Genomic DNA, 19193 nt, shown 5'->3' with positions numbered 1-19193 from the left:
CCTCCCGCCCTTCCCCGGCCTCCGGGCCCTCCCGCCCTTCCCCGGCGATCATGAGGTTATTGCTCTTCGCGTCGACGTGTCGGGGCAATAACCTCATGATCACCCGGGGTGGGGCGGGCGGCGGCGGGCGGCGGTTGCTCGGGTGGTCAGCTCCGCCGCCAGGGACCATGCCTCGGCGAGGTCGCGGTCCTGGGCCGCCGCGCCCGAGCCGCCGGCCGTGTCCGCGTACACGGTCGCCAGCCTCAGCCGGCGCTGCACCGGCCCCTGCACGACGCGCACGCTCTGAATCCGCGCGTACGGCACGATCGCCAACTGGCGGGTGAGCAGCCCGGACCGGGTGGCGAAGACCCGTTCGAACAGGCCCGCGCCGAGCGCGCCCCGTCCGAGCGGGTGCAGCCAGCGCGTCCGGGGCGGTGGCGGGCTCAGCGTCAGCGCGTCCAGGCGTACGCCGGGTAGCACCTCGCCGACGATCATCGTGGCGGTCGGCAGGTCGCCCACCGGCAGCAGCCGGTCCGGCCGGTTGCGGTCGTCGGCCTCCGCGATCGAGTAGCCGGCCACCTCCAACCGCAGTCGCAGCCAGTCGTTGACCCGCCACAGCAGCGGCCACGTGGCCCGCACGGTCTGGACCCGGTCCAGCGGCACGGTCTGCGCCCGGGTCTCCAGCAGGCCGTTATGCACCCGCAGGGTGTCGCCCTGGCGGGCCAGCCGGAAGTTCCAGTCGTCGAGGACCCGGCGGATCGGTTGCAGCAACACACCGGCCGTCGCAGTCAGCGTGCTCGCCACCGCGATGAACGACCATGAACCGGCGGTGACGAACTGCACCACGACGAAGGCCACACCGAACGGGAGCAGGAACGCCTGCGGGGTGAGCAATTGGCTGACCAGCAGGTTCTGGTTGCGTACCGTGTGCAGTGGCCGGCCCGGCACGGCCGTCGGCGTCTCGGCCCGGGTCGTGGGCGCGGCGACGTCGGGTGGCGTCGTCCGCCCGGCGAGCGCCAGCAGCCGCTCGCGCAGCCGGGTCGCGTCGGCCACCCCGAGGTACGCCAGCGGCGCCTCGGTCTTGCCTCCACCGACGACCTCCAGGCGCAGCTCGGCCAGGCCGGTGAGCTGGGCGAGCAGGGGCCGGACCACCTCCACGGCCTGCAACCGCTCCAAGGGAATGGCCCGGGTACGCCGCCACAGCAGCCCCTCGTACACCCGCAGCTCACGACCCACCACGTGGTAGCCGGTGTTGTACCAGCTGATCACCGACAGCACGGTCGCGCCGAGCGCCAGCACCACCACCATGGCGGCGAACCAACCGAAGCCGACCCGCGACAGTGTCGACCAGGACAGGCCGGCGATCACCACGACCAGCGACTTGGCGCCGTGCAGCAGCGGGCTGAGCGGGTGCAGCCGCTGCCGAGGCTCCCCGTCGGCGCCGCTCCTCACCGCCGGCCACGGCTGGACCGCCCCGGGCGGCCCGACCGGGTGTGCCGGTCCGACCGGGTGTGCCGGTCCGACCGGGTGTGCCGGTCCGACCGGGTACGGCCCTCCAGGGGCCTGCGGCGGTCCGGAGGGATGCGGCGGACCGGGAGGGAACGCGCCGCCGTCGGAGGGCGGCGGTCGGGTTCCCGGCCCGACAGGGCTCTCGCTCATCGGGCCGGCTCCCGGCGTCGCCGGCGGTCGGCCGCGCGGGCGGTCACAGCCCCTCCGCCCGGTCCTCGCCGAGTGCGGTGAGTCGGTCGCGCAGTCGGGACGCCTCCGCCGGACGTAGGCCGGGCACCCGCGCGTCGCTGGCGGCCGCCGCCGTGTGCAACTGCACGGTGGCCAGGTCGAAGGCGCGTTCCAGCGGGCCGGCGCTCACGTCGACGAACTGCATGCGGGAGTACGGAACGATGGACAGCCGACGGACCAGTAGCCCGTGCCGCACGAGCAGGTCGTCGTCGCGCTCGGCGTAGCCCCAGGCGCGTACCGCCCGGACGATGGCCGTGGCCCGCCACGCGCCGAGCACCAGCACGACGGCGAGGGCGAGGCCGAACAGCCGGTGGCCGCTCAGCGCCCAGCCGATCGCGGTGACGGCCAGGCCGACGGCCACCACGAGCGCGAGCCGGATCAACTCCACCCAGATCAGGTCGGTGGAGATCGACTGCCACCGGACGGTGTCCGGCCACGGCTCCAACGGGCCGTGTCGCGACGCCGCAGGGTCGGGCCCGGTCGGCAGGAGCCCGGGGGGCGGCAGGTCGGGCGGCGACGAGGGGGCGTGGTGGTGGCCGGCGGACGGGGGGACGGCGCTCGGCGGCAACGGGGCCGGCGACGCCACGTCCGGCGGAGACGGGTCCGGGCCGAGCGCGCCGGGCGCGGGGAACGCGCCGGGCGGCGGCACGACACCGGGCGGCGCGGCGGCTGGGGAGGTCGGCCGGGTCGGGGCGGTAAGGCCGGCCAGGGCCGGTGGGGCGTCGGGGTCGGGAGAGGTCGGGGTGTCGGCGCTCACCGATGGGACCCGTTCTGCGCGTCCCGCGCCGCCACGCTGCTGTGCCTCATCGCTCGCTCACATGTCGAGGGTAGGCGATCCGGACACCGGAGTGACGGTACGGAGGAAGCCACGGGCGTCCAGGAACGCCCCGAGAGTGTCGCGGTGCTCGGCGCAGGCGAGCCACGTCTTGCGCCGATCGGCGGTGTGCAGGCGGGGATTGTTCCACTCCAGCGCCCAGACGGCGGGGGCGCGGCAGCGCCGGGCCGAACAGATCAGGGCTTCGTCGGCAGGGGTGGGGGCGCTCATCCGGGCCAGTCTAGGGCGGCCGGACGGAAAAGTTTGAGCGCCGGGCGGCCACGGGGGGAGCCGCCCGGCGACGGGATGAATCGTACACGCGGCTGCCCGGTCCCTGTCCACCCGTGACGCGCGATTCGGTGGTCGGGACGGCGCGGCGAAATTCGGCTTCTCCCCACCTCGGCACTCAGGAAGGCATGCGAGTCTTGATACCGCATCAGCCGCGACGACCGACGAACGCTGTGGAGGACCGGTGGCCCAGCCGACCACGCCCGACGCCCCGACGCCGAACGGGGCGGCACCCCAGGCGCCCACGCCGGTGACCACGCCCGCGCAGGACGCCACCCTGCTGGAGAAGGCGCTGTTCGAGATCAAACGGGTGATCGTCGGCCAGGACCGGATGGTCGAGCGGATGTTCGTCGCGCTGCTCGCCCGGGGCCACTGCCTGCTCGAAGGCGTGCCCGGCGTCGCCAAGACCCTGGCCGTGGAGACCCTCGCCAAGGTCGTCGGCGGGTCCTTCGCCCGGGTGCAGTTCACCCCGGACCTGGTGCCGGCCGACATCATGGGCACCCGGATCTACCGGCAGTCGAGCGAGAAGTTCGACGTGGAGTTGGGCCCGGTCTTCGTCAACTTCCTGCTCGCCGACGAGATCAACCGTGCGCCGGCCAAGGTGCAGTCGGCGTTGCTGGAGGTGATGAGCGAGCGGCAGGTGTCCCTCGGCGGCGAGAGCCACCGGGTGCCCGACCCGTTCCTGGTGATGGCCACCCAGAACCCGATCGAGCAGGAGGGCGTCTACCCGCTGCCGGAGGCCCAGCGGGACCGGTTCCTCATGAAGATCGTCGTGGGCTATCCGACCGACGCCGAGGAGCGGGAGATCGTCTATCGGATGGGCGTGGCCGCGCCGAAGCCGACGGCGGTCTTCGACACCCCCGAGTTGATCGCCCTGCAACGCAAGGCCGACCAGGTCTTCGTGCACAACGCGCTGGTCGACTACGCGGTACGCCTGGTGCTGGCCACCCGCGCGCCCGCCGAGCACGGCATGCCGGACGTCGCCCAGCTGATCCAGTACGGCGCCAGCCCGCGCGCCTCGCTCGGTCTGGTCCGGGCCACCCGGGCGCTGGCGCTGCTGCGGGGACGCGACTACGCCCTGCCGCAGGACGTGCAGGACATCGCACCGGACATCCTGCGGCACCGGCTGGTGCTCAGTTACGACGCGCTCGCCGACGACGTGCCGGCCGACCACATCGTGCAGCGGGTCATGTTGACCATCCCGCTCCCGTCGGTCGCGCCCCGGCAGCAGGCCACCCCGCCGTCGAGCGTCCCACCGCCGGGCGCGGGCTGGCCCGGGCAGCGGCCGTGACCTCACCCACCCCTCGACCCGCCCCTCTGGCCGACCGCAGCGAGGCCGTGCTGTCCCGACTCCAGTTGCTGGTCACCCGCAAGCTCGACGGTCTGCTCCAGGGCGACTACGCCGGCCTGCTCCCCGGGCCGGGCAGCGAGGCAGGTGAGTCGCGGGAGTACCGCCCCGGTGACGACGTACGCCGGATGGACTGGCCGGTGACCGCGCGGACCACGACCGCGCACGTGCGGCGGACGGTCGCGGACCGGGAGCTGGAGACCTGGTTGGCTCTGGACCTGTCGGCCAGCCTGGACTTCGGCACCGGGCAGTGTCTCAAGCGGGAGGTGGTGGTGGCTGCCGCCGCTGCCATCACCCACCTGACCGTGCGTGGCGGCAACCGCATCGGCGCGGTGATCGGCACGGGTGGCGGCGCGTCCGCGCCGGCGCGGCGCTGGCGGGGCGGCCCGCCTCCGACCGGTCCCGGCGCGTTCACCCGCCTGCCGGCCCGCTCCGGTCGCAAGGAGGCGCAGGGTCTGCTGCGCGCCGTCGCCGGTACGGCGATCCAGCCCGGTCGGAGTGACCTGGGAGCGCTCGTCGACATGCTCAACCGCCCACCCCGGCGGCGCGGGGTGGCCGTGGTGGTCTCGGACTTCCTGGCACCGGCCGAGCAGTGGGCCCGGCCGATGCGCAAGCTGCGCGTACGGCACGACGTGCTGGCGATCGAGGTGGTCGACCCGCGTGAGCTGGAGCTGCCCGACGTGGGGGTGCTGCCGGTGGTCGACCCGGAGAGCGGTGAGCTGCACGAGGTGCAGACCGCCGACCCCCGGCTGCGGCAGCGCTACACCGAGGCCGCAGCCGCCCAACGGGCCGCGATCGCCGCCGCGCTGCGCGGTGCCGGCGCGGCCCACCTGCGTCTGCGTACGGACCGAGACTGGCTGCTGGACATGGTGCGTTTCGTGGCCGCGCAGCGGCACGCGCGTACCCGGGGGACGACACGATGATCCGTTTTCTACAACCGTGGTGGCTGCTGGCCGTGCTGCCGGTGCTCGCGCTCGCCGCGTTCTACATCTGGCGGCAGTTGCACCGCCGGGCGTACGCGATGCGGTTCACCAACGTGGACCTGCTGCGCACCGTCGCGCCGAAGGGCCTCGGCTGGCGGCGGCACGTTCCGGCGACCGCGTTCCTGCTCTGCCTGCTGGTGCTCGCCACGGCCCTGGCCCGCCCCGCGGTGGACACGAAGGAGCCGCTGGAACGGGCGACCGTGATGCTCGCCATCGACGTGTCGCTGTCGATGCAGGCCGACGACGTGGCGCCGAACCGGCTGGAGGCCGCGCAGGAGGCGGCCAAGCAGTTCGTGGGCGAGCTGCCGGAGAGCTACAACCTGGGCCTCGTCTCGTTCGCCAAGGCGGCCAACGTGCTGGTGCCGCCGGGCAAGGACCGGGACGCGGTGACCGCCGCGATCGACGGGCTGGTGCTGGCCGAGGCGACCGCGACGGGCGAGGCGGTGTTCACCTGTCTGGAGGCGATCCGGTCGGTCCCGGCCGACGGCGCGGCGGGTATCCCACCGGCGCGGATCGTGCTGCTGTCGGACGGGTTCCGCACCTCCGGCCGGTCGGTGGAGGAGGCGGCCGCTGCCGCGCAGGCGGCCAACGTGCCGGTCTCCACCATCGCGTTCGGCACCGACACGGGTCAGGTCGACATCGGTGGGCAGCTCCAGCGGGTGCCGGTGGACCGGCTGGCCCTGGCCGAGCTGGCCGAGACCACCGAGGGCTACTTCTACGAGGCGGCCTCGGTGAGCGAGCTGAAGCAGGTCTACCAGGACATGGGCAGCTCGATCGGCTTCCGTACCGAGCCGCGCGAGGTGACGCAGTGGTACGCCGGGGTGGCGCTGCTGCTGGCGCTCTGCGCCGGCGCGCTCAGCCTGCTCTGGTCGTCGCGGATGCTCTGACCGCCGACCGGGGCAGCGAACGACCCGGGCGGGTCGGGGCAGCGGACGGGCAGGGGAGAGGACGGCCGGTGGTGGTCAGTGACCGCCGCCGGCCAGGACGAAGACGACGGCTACCCAGACGGCGGCGAGGGTGAAGCCCAGCGGGGCGACGTAGCGGCTCATGGACGGCTCCGAGTGGCGGCTGGACGGTCCGCGTGCGGGGGCGGACCGCAGGGGGTGGGGACGCGCACACGAAGTCGTGACCGGGCGGCTCCCGGCGACCGTCCGGGAACCGGGCGGTGCGGCACACACCACGGCGTCAGCCGAGGTGGTGGGGGAGCGGAGCGGGGTCAGCTCGCCAGACTGAGTCGTGGCTCAGCGGGGCTGACCATCGGCCCGGCCACGACTAGGAGGATCGCTATCTCGCACAGCGATCACCTCCTGCAAGTCGGCCCGGTCCGAACGTCGATGATCGTACACCGGCGCCGGCGCCGGCGCCGGCACGCACTCGGCCGACCGGCCGGCGAGCGCTCCCCCGCCCGGTCGGAGCGACCCGCTGCGGCGGTCCGGCGACCTGCTCCGACGACCCGTACGCACCACCGTCACCAGCACCGCGGCGAGCAGCGGCAGCCAGCAGCCACGCCGGACCGTCCGGCGCGGTGTGCAGCCCGGGTAGGGCCAGGCCACCCCGCGCGGTGAGCGCGGTCACCCCCGACCAGCACCGGCTGGTGCCACAGGTAGATCCGCCCCACCGATGGCGTACGCCCGCAGCGCGTCTATCGCGCGGTCGCGGTTCACCGGGTGTCCTCGACCGGCCCGGCGTCCAGCACGACCCCCGCGACGGCGCCCAGCGTGGCGCTGCCCGTCGCCAGGTAACGTCCGGGTCGAGCCGGCGGGCGGCGGCGACGGCCTGCGCGCCGTCGGCGGCGTCGCCCACCACGAGCAGGTCCGGCTGGGCGGCGATCCGGAGGCTACGGGCCGAGGGTGCCACGAGGCGTGCCCCCAGCGGTTGACACCCACGTCGTACCAGGGTGGGACGCGACTCCCGTTAGCGCTTACTTGCGGGTAACGCCTAGGCTCCGACGCGTCCGTGCTGTGCACTCGCAAGGAGGAACCGTGGCCCGTACCGTGCTGGTGACCGGGGGCAACCGGGGAATCGGCCTGGCCATCGCGCAGGCCTTCGCCAAGCAGGGCGACCGGGTGGCGGTCACCCACCGCAGCGGCGAGGCCCCCGAGGGGCTGTTCGGCGTACGGGCCGACGTCACCGACGCGTCCTCGATCGACGCCGCGTTCACCGCCGTCGAGGCCGAGCTGGGCCCGGTCGAGGTGGTGGTCGCCAACGCCGGCATGACCGACGACACGCTACTGCTGCGGATGTCCGAGGAGCAGTTCACCGGCGTGGTCGACACCAACCTCACCGGCGCTTTCCGGGTCGCCAAGCGGGCCTCCGGCAAGATGCTGCGGGCCAAGTGGGGCCGCATGATCTTCATCTCCTCGGTGGTGGGTCTCTCCGGCGGCGCCGGTCAGGTCAACTACGCCGCCAGCAAGGCCGGCCTGGTCGGCGTCGCCCGCTCGATCACCCGCGAGCTGGGCAGCCGCAACATCACCGCGAACGTGGTGGCGCCGGGCTTCATCGACACCGACATGACCGCCGGTCTGCCCGACGACCGCAAGGCGGAGATCCGCAAGTCCATCCCGGCCGGGCGGATGGCCAGCCCGGACGAGGTGGCCGCCGTGGTCACCTGGCTGGCCTCGGACGGCGCCGGGTACGTCTCCGGCGCCGTGATCCCGGTCGACGGCGGCCTCGGCATGGGCCACTGACCCCTTCGAGCCTTCTTCGAGCCTTCTTCGAGTACGGAGGAAACCCTGCATGTCCGGACTGCTCGCTGGTAAGCGGCTGCTCGTCACCGGTGTCATCACCGACGCCTCGATCGCCTTCTCGGTGGCGAAAATCGCCCAGGAGAACGGCGCCCAGGTCGTGCTCACCGGCTTCGGCCGGCTCTCCCTCGTCGAGCGGATCGCCAAGCGGCTGCCCGAGCCCGCACCGGTGATCGAGGTCGACGTGACCAACGCCGAGCACCTGGCCAGCCTCGCCGACCGGGTCCGCGAGCACGTCGACGGTCTCGACGGCGTCGTGCACTCGATCGGCTTCGCGCCGCAGAGCTGCCTCGGCGGCGGCTTCCTCGACGCGCCGTGGGAGGACGTGGCGACGGCCCTGCACGTGTCGACCTACTCGTACAAGTCGCTGGCCATGGCGGCGCTGCCGCTGATGTCGGCCGGCGGCGCGGTGGTCGGCCTGACCTTCGACGCCAGCAAGGCGTGGCCGGTCTACGACTGGATGGGCGTGGCCAAGGCCGGCCTGGAGTCCACGTCCCGCTACCTGGCGATGCACCTGGGCAAGCAGGGCATCCGCAGCAACCTGGTCGCCGCCGGGCCGCTGCGCACCATCGCCGCCAAGTCGATCCCCGGCTTCGACCAGTTCGAGGACGCCTGGGTCGAGCGGGCCCCGCTGGGCTGGAACCTCAACGACCAGGAGCCCGCCGCGCGGGCCTGCCTGGCGCTGCTGTCCGACTGGTTCCCGGCCACCACCGGCGAGATCGTGCACGTCGACGGCGGCTACCACGCCGTCGGTTCCTGACGCTCCTTCGGCGACGCCCCCGAGGGCCGCACGCGTGACCTACGCGTCCGGATCAGGGGGCGTCGCCGGGCCGTCGTGGGCGAGGGGCAAGAATGACCCCATGGCGTACGACGCGGTGGTGCTGGTGTCCTTCGGCGGGCCCGAACGGCCCGAGGACGTGATGCCGTTCCTGCAGAACGTGACCCGCGGCCGCGGCGTGCCGCCCGAGCGGCTGGCCGAGGTCGCCGAGCACTACCAGCACTTCGGCGGGGTCTCCCCGATCAACCAGCAGAACCGTGAGCTGCTGGCGGCCCTGGACGCCGACTTCGCCGCGAACGGCGTCGACCTGCCCGTCTACTGGGGCAACCGCAACTGGGACCCGATGCTCGCCGACACCGTGACCCGGATGCGCGACGACGGCGTGACCCGGGCGCTGGCCTTCGTCACCAGCGCGTACGGCGGCTACTCGTCCTGCCGGCAGTACCAGGAGGACATCGCCGCCGCCCGCGCCGCCGTCGGGCCCGACGCGCCGGTGATCGAGAAGCTGCGGCAGTTCTGGGACCACCCCGGGTTCGTCGAGCCCCACGTCGACGCGGTCCGGGCCGCCCTCGCCCAGCTCGACCCCGCGAAGCGGGACACCACCCGACTGGTGTTCACCGCCCACTCCATCCCCACCTCGATGGCCGCGAACGCCGGCCCGCACGGCGGCCGGTACGAGGCGCAGTTGCGCGAGGCCGCCCGGCTGGTGGCCGAGGCCGCCGCCCCGGACCTGGCGTACGACCTGGTGTGGCAGAGCCGGTCCGGCCCCCCGCACGTGCCGTGGCTCGAACCCGACATCAACGACCACCTCGGTGCGCTCGCCGAGGGCGGCACCACCGGCGTGGTGGTCAGCCCGATCGGGTTCGTCTCCGACCACCTGGAAGTCGTGTGGGACCTCGACACCGAGGCCCTGGAGACCGCCAAGCAGCTCGGCCTGGACTTCGTCCGGGCCGGCACCCCGGGCACCGACCCGCGCTTCGTGACCATGATCCGTGAGTTGGTCATTGAACGCACCGACCCGGACGGCGCGCAGCTGCGCCGTCGCCTCGGCGACCTGCCGATGTGGGACACCTGCCCCACCGTCTGCTGTGTACCGACCCGCCGACCGACGCCTGCTGGGGGCACCGATGCATGACCGCAAGCCCGTGCAGAGCTGGCTCACCGACATGGACGGCGTGCTGGTGCACGAGGGTCAGCCGGTGCCCGGAGCACCGGAGTTCGTCAACCGGCTGCGCGCCTCCGGTAAGCCGTTCCTGGTGCTGACCAACAACTCGATCTACACGCCGCGCGACCTCACCGCCCGGTTGAGCCGGATGGGGCTGGATGTTCCGGAGGAGTCGATCTGGTCGTCCGCGCTGGCCACCGGCCAGTTCCTGGCCGACCAGCGGCCGGGTGGGACCGCGTACGTCATCGGTGAGGCCGGTCTGACCACGGCGCTGCACGCGGTGGGGTACGTGCTCACCGACTTCGCCCCGGACTACGTGGTGCTCGGCGAGACCCGCACCTACAGCTTCGAGGCGATCACCAAGGCGGTGCGCCTGATCAACGACGGGGCCCGGTTCATCTGCACCAACCCCGACGTGACCGGCCCCTCCGTGGAGGGCGCGTTGCCGGCCGCCGGCTCGGTCGCCGCCATGATCTCCAAGGCGACCGGGGTGGAGCCGTACTTCGTCGGCAAGCCCAACCCGATGATGATGCGATCGGCGCTGAACACGATCAACGCGCACTCGGAGACCACCGCCATGATCGGCGACCGGATGGACACCGACATTCTCTGCGGCCTGGAGGCCGGGCTGGAGACCATCCTGGTGCTCACCGGCATCAGCAGCCGTACCGAGGCAGAGCGCTACCCGTACCGCCCGTCCCGCATCGTCAACTCGGTAGCGGACCTGCTCGACGAGATCTGACCACCGCGCTGCGCGGCGGCGCCCCGTGTTGTCCGAAGGCGGCGCCGTGCGGTCAGACGGCCGTGCGGTCCGACTTTGCTCTGCTTCAACGGAGGAAACACTCGTGGCCTCACGGTGTCGCCTGGTGGAAGCAGAGCAAAGGACGCGAGCAGAGCGCAGGGCGAGCAGAGCGCAGGGCGAGCAGAGCGCAGGGCGGGTGCAGCGCAGGGCGGGTGCAGAGTTCAGGGCCGGTGCAGAGTTCAAGGCGAGTGCAGGGTTCAGGGCCTGGTGCTGAGGTCCGGAGGAAAGCAGGGCTGAGACCGGGCATTCGCCAGCCCCGACGTGATGGCCTTCTGGATCGAGCGACCGGCGCGGCCGGGGCCGTCGCCGGACCGGGTCAGGGGCGTAGGGGGGCGTTGCAGGCGGCCACCAGTGCCTGGCGGCAGGCCGTGGTGAGAGGGCGGAGCGCGGCGTCGCGCTGCTGGGCCTCGTAGTTGTTGATGGCGCCACCGGGAGCGGCGTGCCCGGCCAGCGCGAGCACCCGGTCCAGCACGGCGGCCCGGGCGAACAGCCGGCGCGCCCGTGGGTCGAAGCCGGGCGGCAGGTCGGTGGCGCCGTCGGGTCGGCGCAGAGCGGCCAGCGCACCGGCCAACTCGGGCCGCCACTGGGCCACGTCGAGCCGGGTCAGCGCGGCCGTCGTCTCGGCCAGCGCGGCGGCCAGCTCGGCCTCGGCCTCGGCTGCGCCGGGCAGCGACAACGAGGCGGCCGGAGCGTCGGCCGGCAGCGGGTACACCCGCCACAGCACCGTCTCGAAAAAGTCCCCCGAGCCGGAGGTGTGACTACGCACGTGCGGGATCAGGCCCAGCTCACCGGCCACCACCGCCTCACCCGCCACCAGCGCCGCCCCGGCGAAGTCCCCGGGACCGGGCAGGCCCCGCGGGTCACCCGGCGCGGGCAGCACCAGCCGGATCTCGTCGGGGGAGAGCTTTGCCAGGGTGGGCAGCGCGGCACCCAGCGGGACGTCGGTCCAGGTGCCGGGGGCGTCCGCGACGAGGTGCTCCTCATCACCGGCGATGGCGTCGGCGACCTCGTCGTACGGCACCAGCCCGGCGCGCCACGCGCGCACCCAGGCAACGAACCGACTCGACCGGCGCGGCGCAAGCGTGGCCGCGCCGGTTGCGGGGGTGGACATGCCGAAAGGGTACGTGGTGATCGGTGGCCCTGTCTCGGCTGCCGCTCTGGCCGCCCCGCCTGCCCCGAACTGCCCCCTTCGCCCCATCCGCTGCCCGTCCTGCCCCGCCGGTCCCCGCTGCGCTCGCGCGGGGACGGTGTGTCGGAGTGAGCGCGTCGGTGGCGGGCGTTAGCGTGATCGACATGGCGGGGCGATACGGCGAGGACGTGCTGGCCGGGGACTGGCGGCGGCGGAAGGTCACCCCCGAGGTGGACGCCGAACCGGATCTCGTGGTGGAGGATGCCGACTCCGGGTTCTGCGGAGCGGTGGTGGGCTTCGAGGCCGGCGCGGTGGTGTTGGAGGACCGGCACGGTAAACGGCGCAACTTCCCGCTGCTGCCGGCGGCGTTCCTGCTCGACGGTCGACCGGTGACGCTGCGCCGCCCGCCCCGTGCGCCGGTGCCGGCGGCCCGTCGACGGACGGCCTCCGGTTCGGTGGCCATGGACAACGTCCGCGCCCAGGTGGCGAAGGCCAGCCGGATCTGGGTCGAGGGCATCCACGACGCCGCGCTGGTCGAGCGCATCTGGGGCGACGACCTGCGGATCGAGGGCGTGGTCGTGGAGCCGTTGGACGGCATCGACGACCTGGACGCCGCCGTCCGCGACTTCGGCCCCGGCCCGACCCGGCGACTTGGCGTACTCGTCGACCACCTGGTGTCGGGCAGCAAGGAGAGCCGGATCGTCGCCCGGGTGAACTCGCCGTACGTGCTGGTGACCGGACACCCTTACGTGGACGTGTGGCAGGCGGTCAAGCCGGCGGCGTTGGGCATCGCGGCCTGGCCGGTGGTGCCGCCGGGGCGGCCGTGGAAGGAGGGGGTCTGCGCGGCCCTCGGGGTGGCAGAGCCGGCACACATGTGGCGGCGCATCCTGTCCCGGGTGAACAGCTTCGCCGACGTCGAGACCCCGCTGATCAACGCCATGGAGCGCCTCATCGACTTCGTCACCGAGCCGGTCTGAGCCCCAGCGCTCACGGCTCCTGGTCGGGAGTGCGGGTGTAGACGAAGGTCGCGATGTCCAGCGCCACCGCCCGTCCCTGGTCGTCCCGGCGTACCGTCAGGATCTCGCCGTCCTGGCCGCCGGCCCGGCCCCGCCAACGGTCCGGTCCCTCGGCGACGAAGTGCAGGTTCGGCGCGCCGACCGGTCCGGCGCGCAGGTCGCCGGCGGCGGCCGCGTACACCTCGATGGTCGTGCCCATCCACCACCATCGGCCGGTCAGCTCGGCGAGGGCGGCGGGCGGCGGCGTGGCGGCCGGCCGCCACGGGGTCACCGGGGCGGGCTCGGCGTCCAGCACGAGGGTGAGAAGCTGCCGACCCAGGGCGCCGAGGTGCACGTTGCGCAGGGTGTACGCGTTGACGAGGCCGACCACGGCGGTACGGCTGGGCCGGTGCACGGCCAGCGAAGCGCCGTAGCCGGGCATGGAGCCGCCGTGTCCGACGTACACGCGGTCGCCTTCGCGGAAGAGTTCCAGTCCGAGACCGTGACCGTGGGTCCACGCCTCCAGGTCGCTGATCACCACGGGCGAGCACATCTCGGTCAGCGTCTCGGCGGCCAGCACGGACGGGTCGGGTTCGGCCAGGAACGCGGCCCAGCGGCCCAGGTCCTCGATCGTCGACCAGAGCTGCCCGGCGGGGGCCATCGCCCCGGTGTCGGTGCGGGGTTCCTCGCGCAGCGTGTCGTGCCAGGGGTGGACGACGTAGCCGCGGGCGTACGGCTCGGTGGCCGCGTACGTGGTGCGGCCCATGCCCAGCGGGCCGAGAACGTGGGCGGCGAGCAGGTCGGCCCAGGGCGTGTCGGTGAGCCGTTCGAGGAGGCCGCCGAGCAGCCCGTACGCCAGGTTGGAGTAGTGGTAGGTGGCGTGCGGCGGGTAGGCCATCTTGTCGGGCGTGATCCCGGCGAGCAGGGTGGTGAGGTCGACGCCCGCGGCCCGCTCCCACCAGTCGCCCTCGGGTTCGCGCTGGATGCCGCTGGCGTGCCCGAGCAGTTGGCGCAGGGTGAGCGAGCCGACTCCGCTGCCCGGCAGGTGCTCCTCGAGCGGGTCGTCGACGGTGAGCCGGCCGGCGTCGCGCAACTGCATGATCAGGGTCGCGGTCATGGTCTTGCTGATCGAGCCGAGGCGGTACTGCAGGTCGACGGCAGGGTGGGGGTGTTCGCCGGCGACGGCGACGTGCGCGAGCGTGCCGTCGCGGACCACGCCCAGCACCAGCGACGGGGCGCGACCCTCGGCCTGTGCCTGGGCGACCCGGGTGTCGATCTGTCGGGCGGTCTCGGGTAGCAGGGTCAACGGGATCTCCTCGGGTCGGGCCACCGGCGGGTGGTGTTCCGGTGGGCCGGAAAGGGGTCCCGCCGAGCCTACTGATCTTCGCGGGGAGGTCGCGCGAGCATTTGCGTGTCACGATCGTGGTGTGGACGCCGTGGTGTGGATCGTTCTGGGTGTGGTGCTGGCGGTCGCCGAGATCTTCACGACGACTCTCTTCCTGATCATGTTCGGGGCCGGCGCGTTCGCCGCCGCGGGCGTGGCGGCTCTGGGCGCGCCGGTTGCCGTGCAGGCTCTGGTGTTCGCGGTGGTGTCCGCCCTGAGTCTGGTGGTGGTCCGGCCGGTGATCAAGCGGCACGGCAGGTCCGCGTTGGAGAGCGGCGAGCAGCCGTTCGGCGTGGAGGCGATCGAGGGCTCCTCGGCGCTGGTGCTGGAGCGGGTGGACGCCGACCACGGCCTCGTCAAGATCGACGGCGAGATGTGGAGCGCCCGGCCGTACGACACGACGCCGACTTTCGAGCCCGGCCAACGGGTCCGGGTGATAAAGGTCCGGGGCGCGACCGCCCTGGTCTGGCAGGACGACGTTTCTTCCGCCGGCGAGCTGCCGGAAGCGAGAGGGTGAACGGGATGACGATAATCGGGGTGCTGGTGATCGCGGTGGCGCTGATCGCCGTGATAACGCTGGCCAAGGCGGTGCGGATCGTGCCGCAGCAGCGCCATGACGTGGTGGAACGGCTCGGCAAGTACAAGCGCACCCTCAGCCCCGGTCTCAACCTGCTGGTGCCGTTCATCGACGCGGTCCGTACCAAGGTCGACATGCGCGAGCAGGTCGTCAGCTTCCCGCCGCAGCCGGTGATCACCTCGGACAACCTGGTGGTCTCGATCGACACGGTCCTGTACTTCAAGGTGGTCGACCCGGTCCGGGCGACGTACGAGATCTCCAGCTTCCTCCAGGCCATCGAGCAGCTGACCGTGACCACGCTGCGTAACGTGATCGGCTCGCTCGACCTGGAGCGGGCCCTGACCAGCCGGGACGAGATCAACCGGCACCTGTCCGGGGTGCTGGACGAGACGACCGGCCGCTGGGGCATCAAGGTGACCCGGGTCGAGATCAAGGCGATCGAGCCGCCGGCCAGCATCCGCGACTCGATGGAGAAGCAGATGCGCGCCGAGCGGGACCGTCGTGCCGCGATCCTCACCGCCGAGGGGCACAAGCAGTCGCAGATCCTCACCGCCGAAGGTGAGAAGCAGTCCGCGGTGCTGCGGGCCGACGGTGACCGGCAGGCCCGCATCCTGCAGGCCGAGGGTCAGGCGAAGGCGATCCGGACGGTGTTCGACGCGATCCACCAGGCGAACCCGAGCCAGAAGGTCCTCGCGTACCAGTACCTGCAGGCCCTTCCGCAGATTGCCCAGGGCAGCGCCAACAAGGTCTGGATCATCCCGGCCGAGCTGACCAAGGCCCTGGAGGGCATGGGTGGCGCGCTCGGTGGGCTGAGCCAGATGGTGGGGGATCTGCCTGCGCCGGAGGCCGCCGACCACGCGAGCCAGGTCGAGCGCGAGGCCGCGGCGGCGGCGCAGGCCGCGGCGGCCGCCGCCCAGCAGATCCACGACGAGGTACGCGTCGCCGAGGCGCAGGCCACCGGCGGCGGCAACAAGCCGCAGGGGCTGCCCGCGCCGGAGCCGGTCTCCCCGGACAGCCTCGTCAACGACCCGACCGACCAGCGCGAGCGCGGCTGATCCGGTACGCGCTGCCGGCCGTGCGGCGCTGAGGCGGCGCGCGGCCGACGTCGGGCATCAGCCGCCCGGGCCGGATAAATGCGAGAAAGACTCATGGGGCGCTCCGGCGCCTGCCACGATCGGTCCTAGGACGGGTGGTGACCAGGTAATCGGGGCGCCCCGGCGCGTCTCGCACCGCTCGTGGACGAGCGAGGTGACGCATGAAGGATCCGGCGAATCGGATGTGGTCCTCGGCCCCGGTGCCCGGCGCACACGATCCGGTCGCGCCCCTGGGCTCCCGGCGCAGCGGCGGTGGCTTCGGCGTACTGCCCTTCGTCGGTGAGCCCACCCCGCTCGCACCGGCCACGAACGCCAGTTGGGCCTGGTCGGTACGCCGGTTCGCGCGGGCCGCGGTGTGGCTGCTGCCCGCGTACGCCATCCTCTACGGCGCGGTGGCGATGGCCAGTGACGGCGGGGTGGGCAACGACCCCTATCCCGCGGACGGCCAGGCGGTGTACCTGATCGGCTGGGTGGCCGCGGTCTGGCTCGGCCTGCTCGCGCTGCTGGCCCTCACCGGCCTGCTGGCCGCGACCCGCAGCCGCCGGGTGGCCGCCGCCGGGCTGCTGGTCAGCATCGCCGGCACGGTGCTGATGCTGCCGTTCGCCGGTTTCGAGGAGCAGACACCCGTCTTCGGCGCCACGGCGCGGTCGCTGGTCCTGCTTGGCGCGACGTTCTACAGCGTCGGGTGGTTCCTCACCGGGTGGGCGGTGGCCCGCTCGGGCACCTTCAGCCTCGGCGACGGGGTCATGCTGATCATCGCCGCGCCGCTGCTCGGCCTCGGCGGCGCCCTGATCGGCTCGCTACAGACGTTCGGCGCGATCTTCGTGCTGATCGCCGGCATCGGCATCGGCTACCGCAGCGGCCGCCTCATGCCCCGCGAAACCGCGCACGACGCTGCCACCGCCAGCGTCAGCACCATCCCAACCTCGGAGGGCGGTTAACACTGGAGGATCTCTGCGGCCAGTCTTTCGAAATCGTTAGGTCGGGGGCGACGGACAGTTGGGTTCTCGGTTTCGCCCGACGTACCGAGCAGCCGCTCCCGGGCCCGCAGCGCCGCCTGTTTGGCGAGATATCGGATCTCGTCGACCATTTCTTGTTTCTGGTTGGTGCGCAGGCTGGCGGAGTGTTGTTTCACGTACCGCAGGGCCTCGTCTATTCCTCGGCTGTGGAGGAGGTCGACGGCGGTGAGGGCCGTTCTCGCGTCGGCGGTGGCGTGGCCGGAGGCTTCGAGGAGTTTGAGTCGGAGGTCGCCGCCGCTGCCGCTCAGGAGTGGGTCGCGGGCGAGGTCGCGGGCGAGTTCGCTGAAGAGGAGCCGGTTACGGGCACCGGGGTCGTTGTCGTGGTCGTGGAAGTCGAGGACGAAGTCGGTCGCGTGTGGTGTGTTGAGAGTTTCCAGGAGCGGGGTGTTTTTGTTGAACCACGGGTCGCCCTCGGTCTGCTCGACGATTTTGGTCAGCTGTTCGAGGGCGGGCTGGCTGCTGAGTTCCTGCCGGAAGGTGTTGAGCACATTCCGTTTCGCGGCGCGGTTCCGGGCGAGGATGAGTTTGCTGATGGCGCGGCCGGTCGAGTCGTTGACTGATTTAGCGGACGCGGCGGCCACGTTGAGTGATGCCCCCGTCAGTGAACTGCCCAGGTTCTTGATGTTTCCTTCGCTGTGGCGCATCAGCCATGCGGAATCAAGTCCATTGAACAGCGATTTGAGGACGAAATGCACAATGTTGAACCCGTACGTCGTGGACATCTTCGTCAGTGCGGCGTCCAGTTTCGCTTCGGTAACCACCACGGGTTGCGTTTTCTTGAGAGCGAACTGCTGCACCAGACGCCGCAAGGCGCGTGTGGCTTCGACAGAGGCGATCTGACCCCGTTCGGCGCCCAGGAAGATGATCGGGCTGCCGGGGCCGGCGGCGGCTGCGCGGACGCTGCGGCCCACCGGGGCCGCCGGTGCGAGGCCCACCCAGTAGAGACGACCGGGGTGCTCCTCGTCGGTGCTGCTGTCTGGCGGCAGCACCACGTCTTCGGTAAGTGCGTCGCCGTGGCCGGCGGTCGGCGACGGGACGGGCAAGGTTTCGTGGTCGGCGGCCAGCGGTCGGGCGGTGTCGGTCCTCGGGGTCTCGATCGGGTCTGCCTGGCCCAGCGTCCCGTCGTGTCGCAATGGCAGCTCGACCGGTGCCCGCAGTTGCTGCGGCAGGGTGCCGGGGTCGTTCGGGTCGAACCGCGTGAACGTGCCGGGCAAGAAGCCGGCATCCCGCGGTCTGGTCACCCCTGGGTCGATGAGCGTGAATCCGCCGTCTTGCTGGCGTTCGACCAGGAGCAGGTGCGGCGGGGCATCGGGATGGTTGACCCGGACGGCGGTGAGCGAACCCGCTTTCATCGAAAGAAGAACCTGGATATGCGCGGACGCAAAACTGCCGTCGAGACGACGGGCGACGTCGTCGATCGGTGGGGCGCTGGTGTCGTCACTCTTGACGGTCAGGTCGACGCGGCGCAGCACCGCTGCGACCCGCGTCACGCCGTCAGTCTTCTGGGTCCACGGTGGCAGGGCGGCGACGGCAGCGGCGATCCGGCCCGACACCGGCACGGGAGCCCCGGCTGGATCCAGTGTCAACGCGGTGACGCCGTGGCCCGACAACCGGTGCCACGCCTCGCTCTCTGACAAGGGTACGCCGGCGCCAATCCACTCAACGGTGGTGGCATTCGTCACCGGGTCGAAGCGCGAAACGCCGACGAGCAGGCCCGATCCCGATGGCGATGGCAGGTGCGCGATCGTCAGCGCGCCGGGGGTGGCGGTGAGCCCGCGGGTCACGTCAGCGGCCGAGACGAGTGCCGTGAACTGCCCGCCGAGCAGGCCCCCCATGGCGGCCGGCAGGTTCACCGTCGCAAGGTCGGCCGTGACCTGGCCCGGGCGGGGCGGGACGCCGAAGAAGTCCCGGTACAGCTGTTCGACGGCCCGGAGCGCAGCGGCGGGGTCGCCGACCCGGTCCGGTAGCGCGCGGGACCTGTCCACGACGGTCGCGAACGACGGCCGTATGAACTCCGCGGCCGGCACCGCCGCCGGGCCGGGCACCACGAACAGCAGGCGGCTGTCGGGATCGGCGAGCATGGCGGTGTGGGCGCCCTCGGCCTCTGCCCGACGCAGGAACAGCCCAGGTTTTGTGGTGTCCACCCAGCGCGGCACCACGACACCGGCGTGGTCATCGGCGAAGAGCCACACCGTGTCCCCGGTCCTCGGGCGGTCCACGAGCACCATCGCGCCGGGGCGACGTCGCAGCGCCTGCCACAGGTCAGTTGGCGCTACCTCGTTAGAGACTGTCGGGTAACTGGACGGCTACGCAGTGAGAAGTCGTTCGGCGTTGATGCGTCGGGCGGCTTCGCGCTC

At 72.4% G+C, this 19193-nt stretch carries 17 protein-coding genes; 11 read left to right on the top strand and 6 right to left on the bottom strand.

All coding sequences use genetic code 11. The features are described 5' to 3' along the window. Window positions 1–99: 99 nt before the first annotated feature. From ACLQ24_RS16850 to ACLQ24_RS16840, 3 genes are all read right to left on the bottom strand, one after another. Window positions 100–1638: a PH domain-containing protein gene (locus ACLQ24_RS16850; RefSeq protein ID WP_425892664.1), complete on the bottom strand. Its 1539-nt coding sequence runs from the start codon at window positions 1636–1638 to the stop codon at window positions 100–102. A 43-nt stretch (window positions 1639–1681) separates the two neighbouring features. Continuing rightward, on the bottom strand, window positions 1682–2221 hold the full coding sequence (locus ACLQ24_RS16845) for a PH domain-containing protein (RefSeq protein WP_425892691.1): 540 nt from the start codon (window positions 2219–2221) through the stop codon (window positions 1682–1684). Between the two features lie 309 nt (window positions 2222–2530). After that, a complete protein-coding gene (locus tag ACLQ24_RS16840) occupies window positions 2531–2761 on the bottom strand; it encodes a hypothetical protein (protein ID WP_425892662.1) in 231 nt (76 codons plus the stop codon). Window positions 2762–3002: 241 nt separating this feature from the next. Here ACLQ24_RS16840 and ACLQ24_RS16835 point away from each other — a divergent pair, with 241 nt between their 5' ends. From ACLQ24_RS16835 to ACLQ24_RS16805, 7 genes are all read left to right on the top strand, one after another. Continuing rightward, window positions 3003–4109 carry an AAA family ATPase gene (locus ACLQ24_RS16835; RefSeq protein ID WP_425892660.1) on the top strand — a complete coding sequence of 369 codons (1107 nt, stop codon included), beginning with the start codon at window positions 3003–3005 and terminating at the stop codon, window positions 4107–4109. Then, on the top strand, window positions 4088–5089 hold the full coding sequence (locus ACLQ24_RS16830) for a DUF58 domain-containing protein (RefSeq protein ID WP_425892690.1): 1002 nt from the start codon (window positions 4088–4090) through the stop codon (window positions 5087–5089). The genes ACLQ24_RS16835 and ACLQ24_RS16830 overlap by 22 nt, the downstream gene beginning before the upstream one ends. Continuing rightward, window positions 5086–6036: a VWA domain-containing protein gene (locus tag ACLQ24_RS16825; protein WP_425892658.1), complete on the top strand. Its 951-nt coding sequence runs from the start codon at window positions 5086–5088 to the stop codon at window positions 6034–6036. Before ACLQ24_RS16830 ends, ACLQ24_RS16825 begins: the two co-directional genes overlap by 4 nt. A 1095-nt stretch (window positions 6037–7131) precedes the next feature. Next, window positions 7132–7836 carry a 3-oxoacyl-ACP reductase FabG gene (fabG, locus tag ACLQ24_RS16820; RefSeq protein WP_425892657.1) on the top strand — a complete coding sequence of 235 codons (705 nt, stop codon included), beginning with the start codon at window positions 7132–7134 and terminating at the stop codon, window positions 7834–7836. A 49-nt stretch (window positions 7837–7885) separates the two neighbouring features. Then, complete coding sequence (gene fabI, locus ACLQ24_RS16815; protein WP_425892655.1) at window positions 7886–8653, top strand: enoyl-ACP reductase FabI; 768 nt, start codon at window positions 7886–7888, stop codon at window positions 8651–8653. Window positions 8654–8753: 100 nt separating this feature from the next. Then, window positions 8754–9806: a ferrochelatase gene (locus ACLQ24_RS16810; RefSeq protein WP_425892653.1), complete on the top strand. Its 1053-nt coding sequence runs from the start codon at window positions 8754–8756 to the stop codon at window positions 9804–9806. Further along, window positions 9799–10578: an HAD-IIA family hydrolase gene (locus ACLQ24_RS16805; RefSeq protein WP_425892651.1), complete on the top strand. Its 780-nt coding sequence runs from the start codon at window positions 9799–9801 to the stop codon at window positions 10576–10578. Before ACLQ24_RS16810 ends, ACLQ24_RS16805 begins: the two co-directional genes overlap by 8 nt. A gap of 376 nt (window positions 10579–10954) precedes the next feature. Here the strand turns inward: ACLQ24_RS16805 and ACLQ24_RS16800 are convergent, their stop codons facing one another. Then, window positions 10955–11749, bottom strand: a complete 795-nt coding sequence (locus ACLQ24_RS16800; RefSeq protein WP_425892650.1) for a hypothetical protein — start codon at window positions 11747–11749, stop codon at window positions 10955–10957. 182 nt (window positions 11750–11931) lie between these two features. On the opposite strand from ACLQ24_RS16800, the gene ACLQ24_RS16795 reads away from it, so the two are divergent. Further along, on the top strand, window positions 11932–12744 hold the full coding sequence (locus ACLQ24_RS16795; protein ID WP_425892648.1) for a DUF3097 domain-containing protein: 813 nt from the start codon (window positions 11932–11934) through the stop codon (window positions 12742–12744). 10 nt (window positions 12745–12754) lie between these two features. On the opposite strand, the gene ACLQ24_RS16790 is transcribed toward ACLQ24_RS16795, so the two are convergent. Further along, a complete protein-coding gene (locus tag ACLQ24_RS16790; protein WP_425892689.1) occupies window positions 12755–14068 on the bottom strand; it encodes a serine hydrolase domain-containing protein in 1314 nt (437 codons plus the stop codon). Between the two features lie 121 nt (window positions 14069–14189). On the opposite strand from ACLQ24_RS16790, the gene ACLQ24_RS16785 reads away from it, so the two are divergent. The 3 genes from ACLQ24_RS16785 (at window position 14190) to ACLQ24_RS16775 (ending at window position 16758) form a co-directional block, all read left to right on the top strand. Beyond that, the gene (locus ACLQ24_RS16785; RefSeq protein WP_425892647.1) at window positions 14190–14663 is read left to right on the top strand and encodes an NfeD family protein; all 474 of its coding nucleotides are present in this window, start codon (window positions 14190–14192) and stop codon (window positions 14661–14663) included. Window positions 14664–14668: 5 nt separating this feature from the next. After that, window positions 14669–15778 (top strand): SPFH domain-containing protein, encoded by a 1110-nt coding sequence (locus ACLQ24_RS16780; protein WP_425892646.1) that lies wholly within the window; start codon window positions 14669–14671, stop codon window positions 15776–15778. A 200-nt stretch (window positions 15779–15978) separates the two neighbouring features. Then, entirely contained in the window at window positions 15979–16758 is a 780-nt protein-coding gene (locus tag ACLQ24_RS16775; protein WP_425892644.1) for a hypothetical protein, read from the top strand. On the opposite strand, the gene ACLQ24_RS16770 is transcribed toward ACLQ24_RS16775, so the two are convergent. Continuing rightward, window positions 16755–19028 carry a hypothetical protein gene (locus ACLQ24_RS16770; RefSeq protein ID WP_425892642.1) on the bottom strand — a complete coding sequence of 758 codons (2274 nt, stop codon included), beginning with the start codon at window positions 19026–19028 and terminating at the stop codon, window positions 16755–16757. The genes ACLQ24_RS16775 and ACLQ24_RS16770 overlap by 4 nt on opposite strands. Window positions 19029–19193: the final 165 nt, after the last annotated feature.

The sequence above is a fragment of the Micromonospora sp. DT4 genome (genome assembly GCF_049841675.1).
Lineage (GTDB): Bacteria > Actinomycetota > Actinomycetes > Mycobacteriales > Micromonosporaceae > Micromonospora.
The sequence above is the reverse complement of the archived record's forward strand: the minus strand, read 5'-3'. Positions and strand labels throughout refer to the sequence as shown.

Bases quoted from the DNA above. Each gene is read 5' to 3' on its own strand.
- ACLQ24_RS16850 (WP_425892664.1), bottom strand. From the start codon at position 1,638: ATGAGCGAGAGCCCTGTCGGGCCGGGAACCCGACCGCCGCCCTCCGAC.
- ACLQ24_RS16840 (WP_425892662.1), bottom strand. From the start codon at position 2,761: ATGAGCGCCCCCACCCCTGCCGACGAAGCCCTGATCTGTTCGGCCCGG.
- ACLQ24_RS16825 (WP_425892658.1), top strand. From the start codon at position 5,086: ATGATCCGTTTTCTACAACCGTGGTGGCTGCTGGCCGTGCTGCCGGTG.
- fabI (WP_425892655.1), top strand. From the start codon at position 7,886: ATGTCCGGACTGCTCGCTGGTAAGCGGCTGCTCGTCACCGGTGTCATC.
- ACLQ24_RS16810 (WP_425892653.1), top strand. From the start codon at position 8,754: ATGGCGTACGACGCGGTGGTGCTGGTGTCCTTCGGCGGGCCCGAACGG.
- ACLQ24_RS16805 (WP_425892651.1), top strand. From the start codon at position 9,799: ATGCATGACCGCAAGCCCGTGCAGAGCTGGCTCACCGACATGGACGGC.
- ACLQ24_RS16800 (WP_425892650.1), bottom strand. From the start codon at position 11,749: ATGTCCACCCCCGCAACCGGCGCGGCCACGCTTGCGCCGCGCCGGTCG.
- ACLQ24_RS16795 (WP_425892648.1), top strand. From the start codon at position 11,932: ATGGCGGGGCGATACGGCGAGGACGTGCTGGCCGGGGACTGGCGGCGG.
- ACLQ24_RS16780 (WP_425892646.1), top strand. From the start codon at position 14,669: ATGACGATAATCGGGGTGCTGGTGATCGCGGTGGCGCTGATCGCCGTG.
- ACLQ24_RS16775 (WP_425892644.1), top strand. From the start codon at position 15,979: ATGAAGGATCCGGCGAATCGGATGTGGTCCTCGGCCCCGGTGCCCGGC.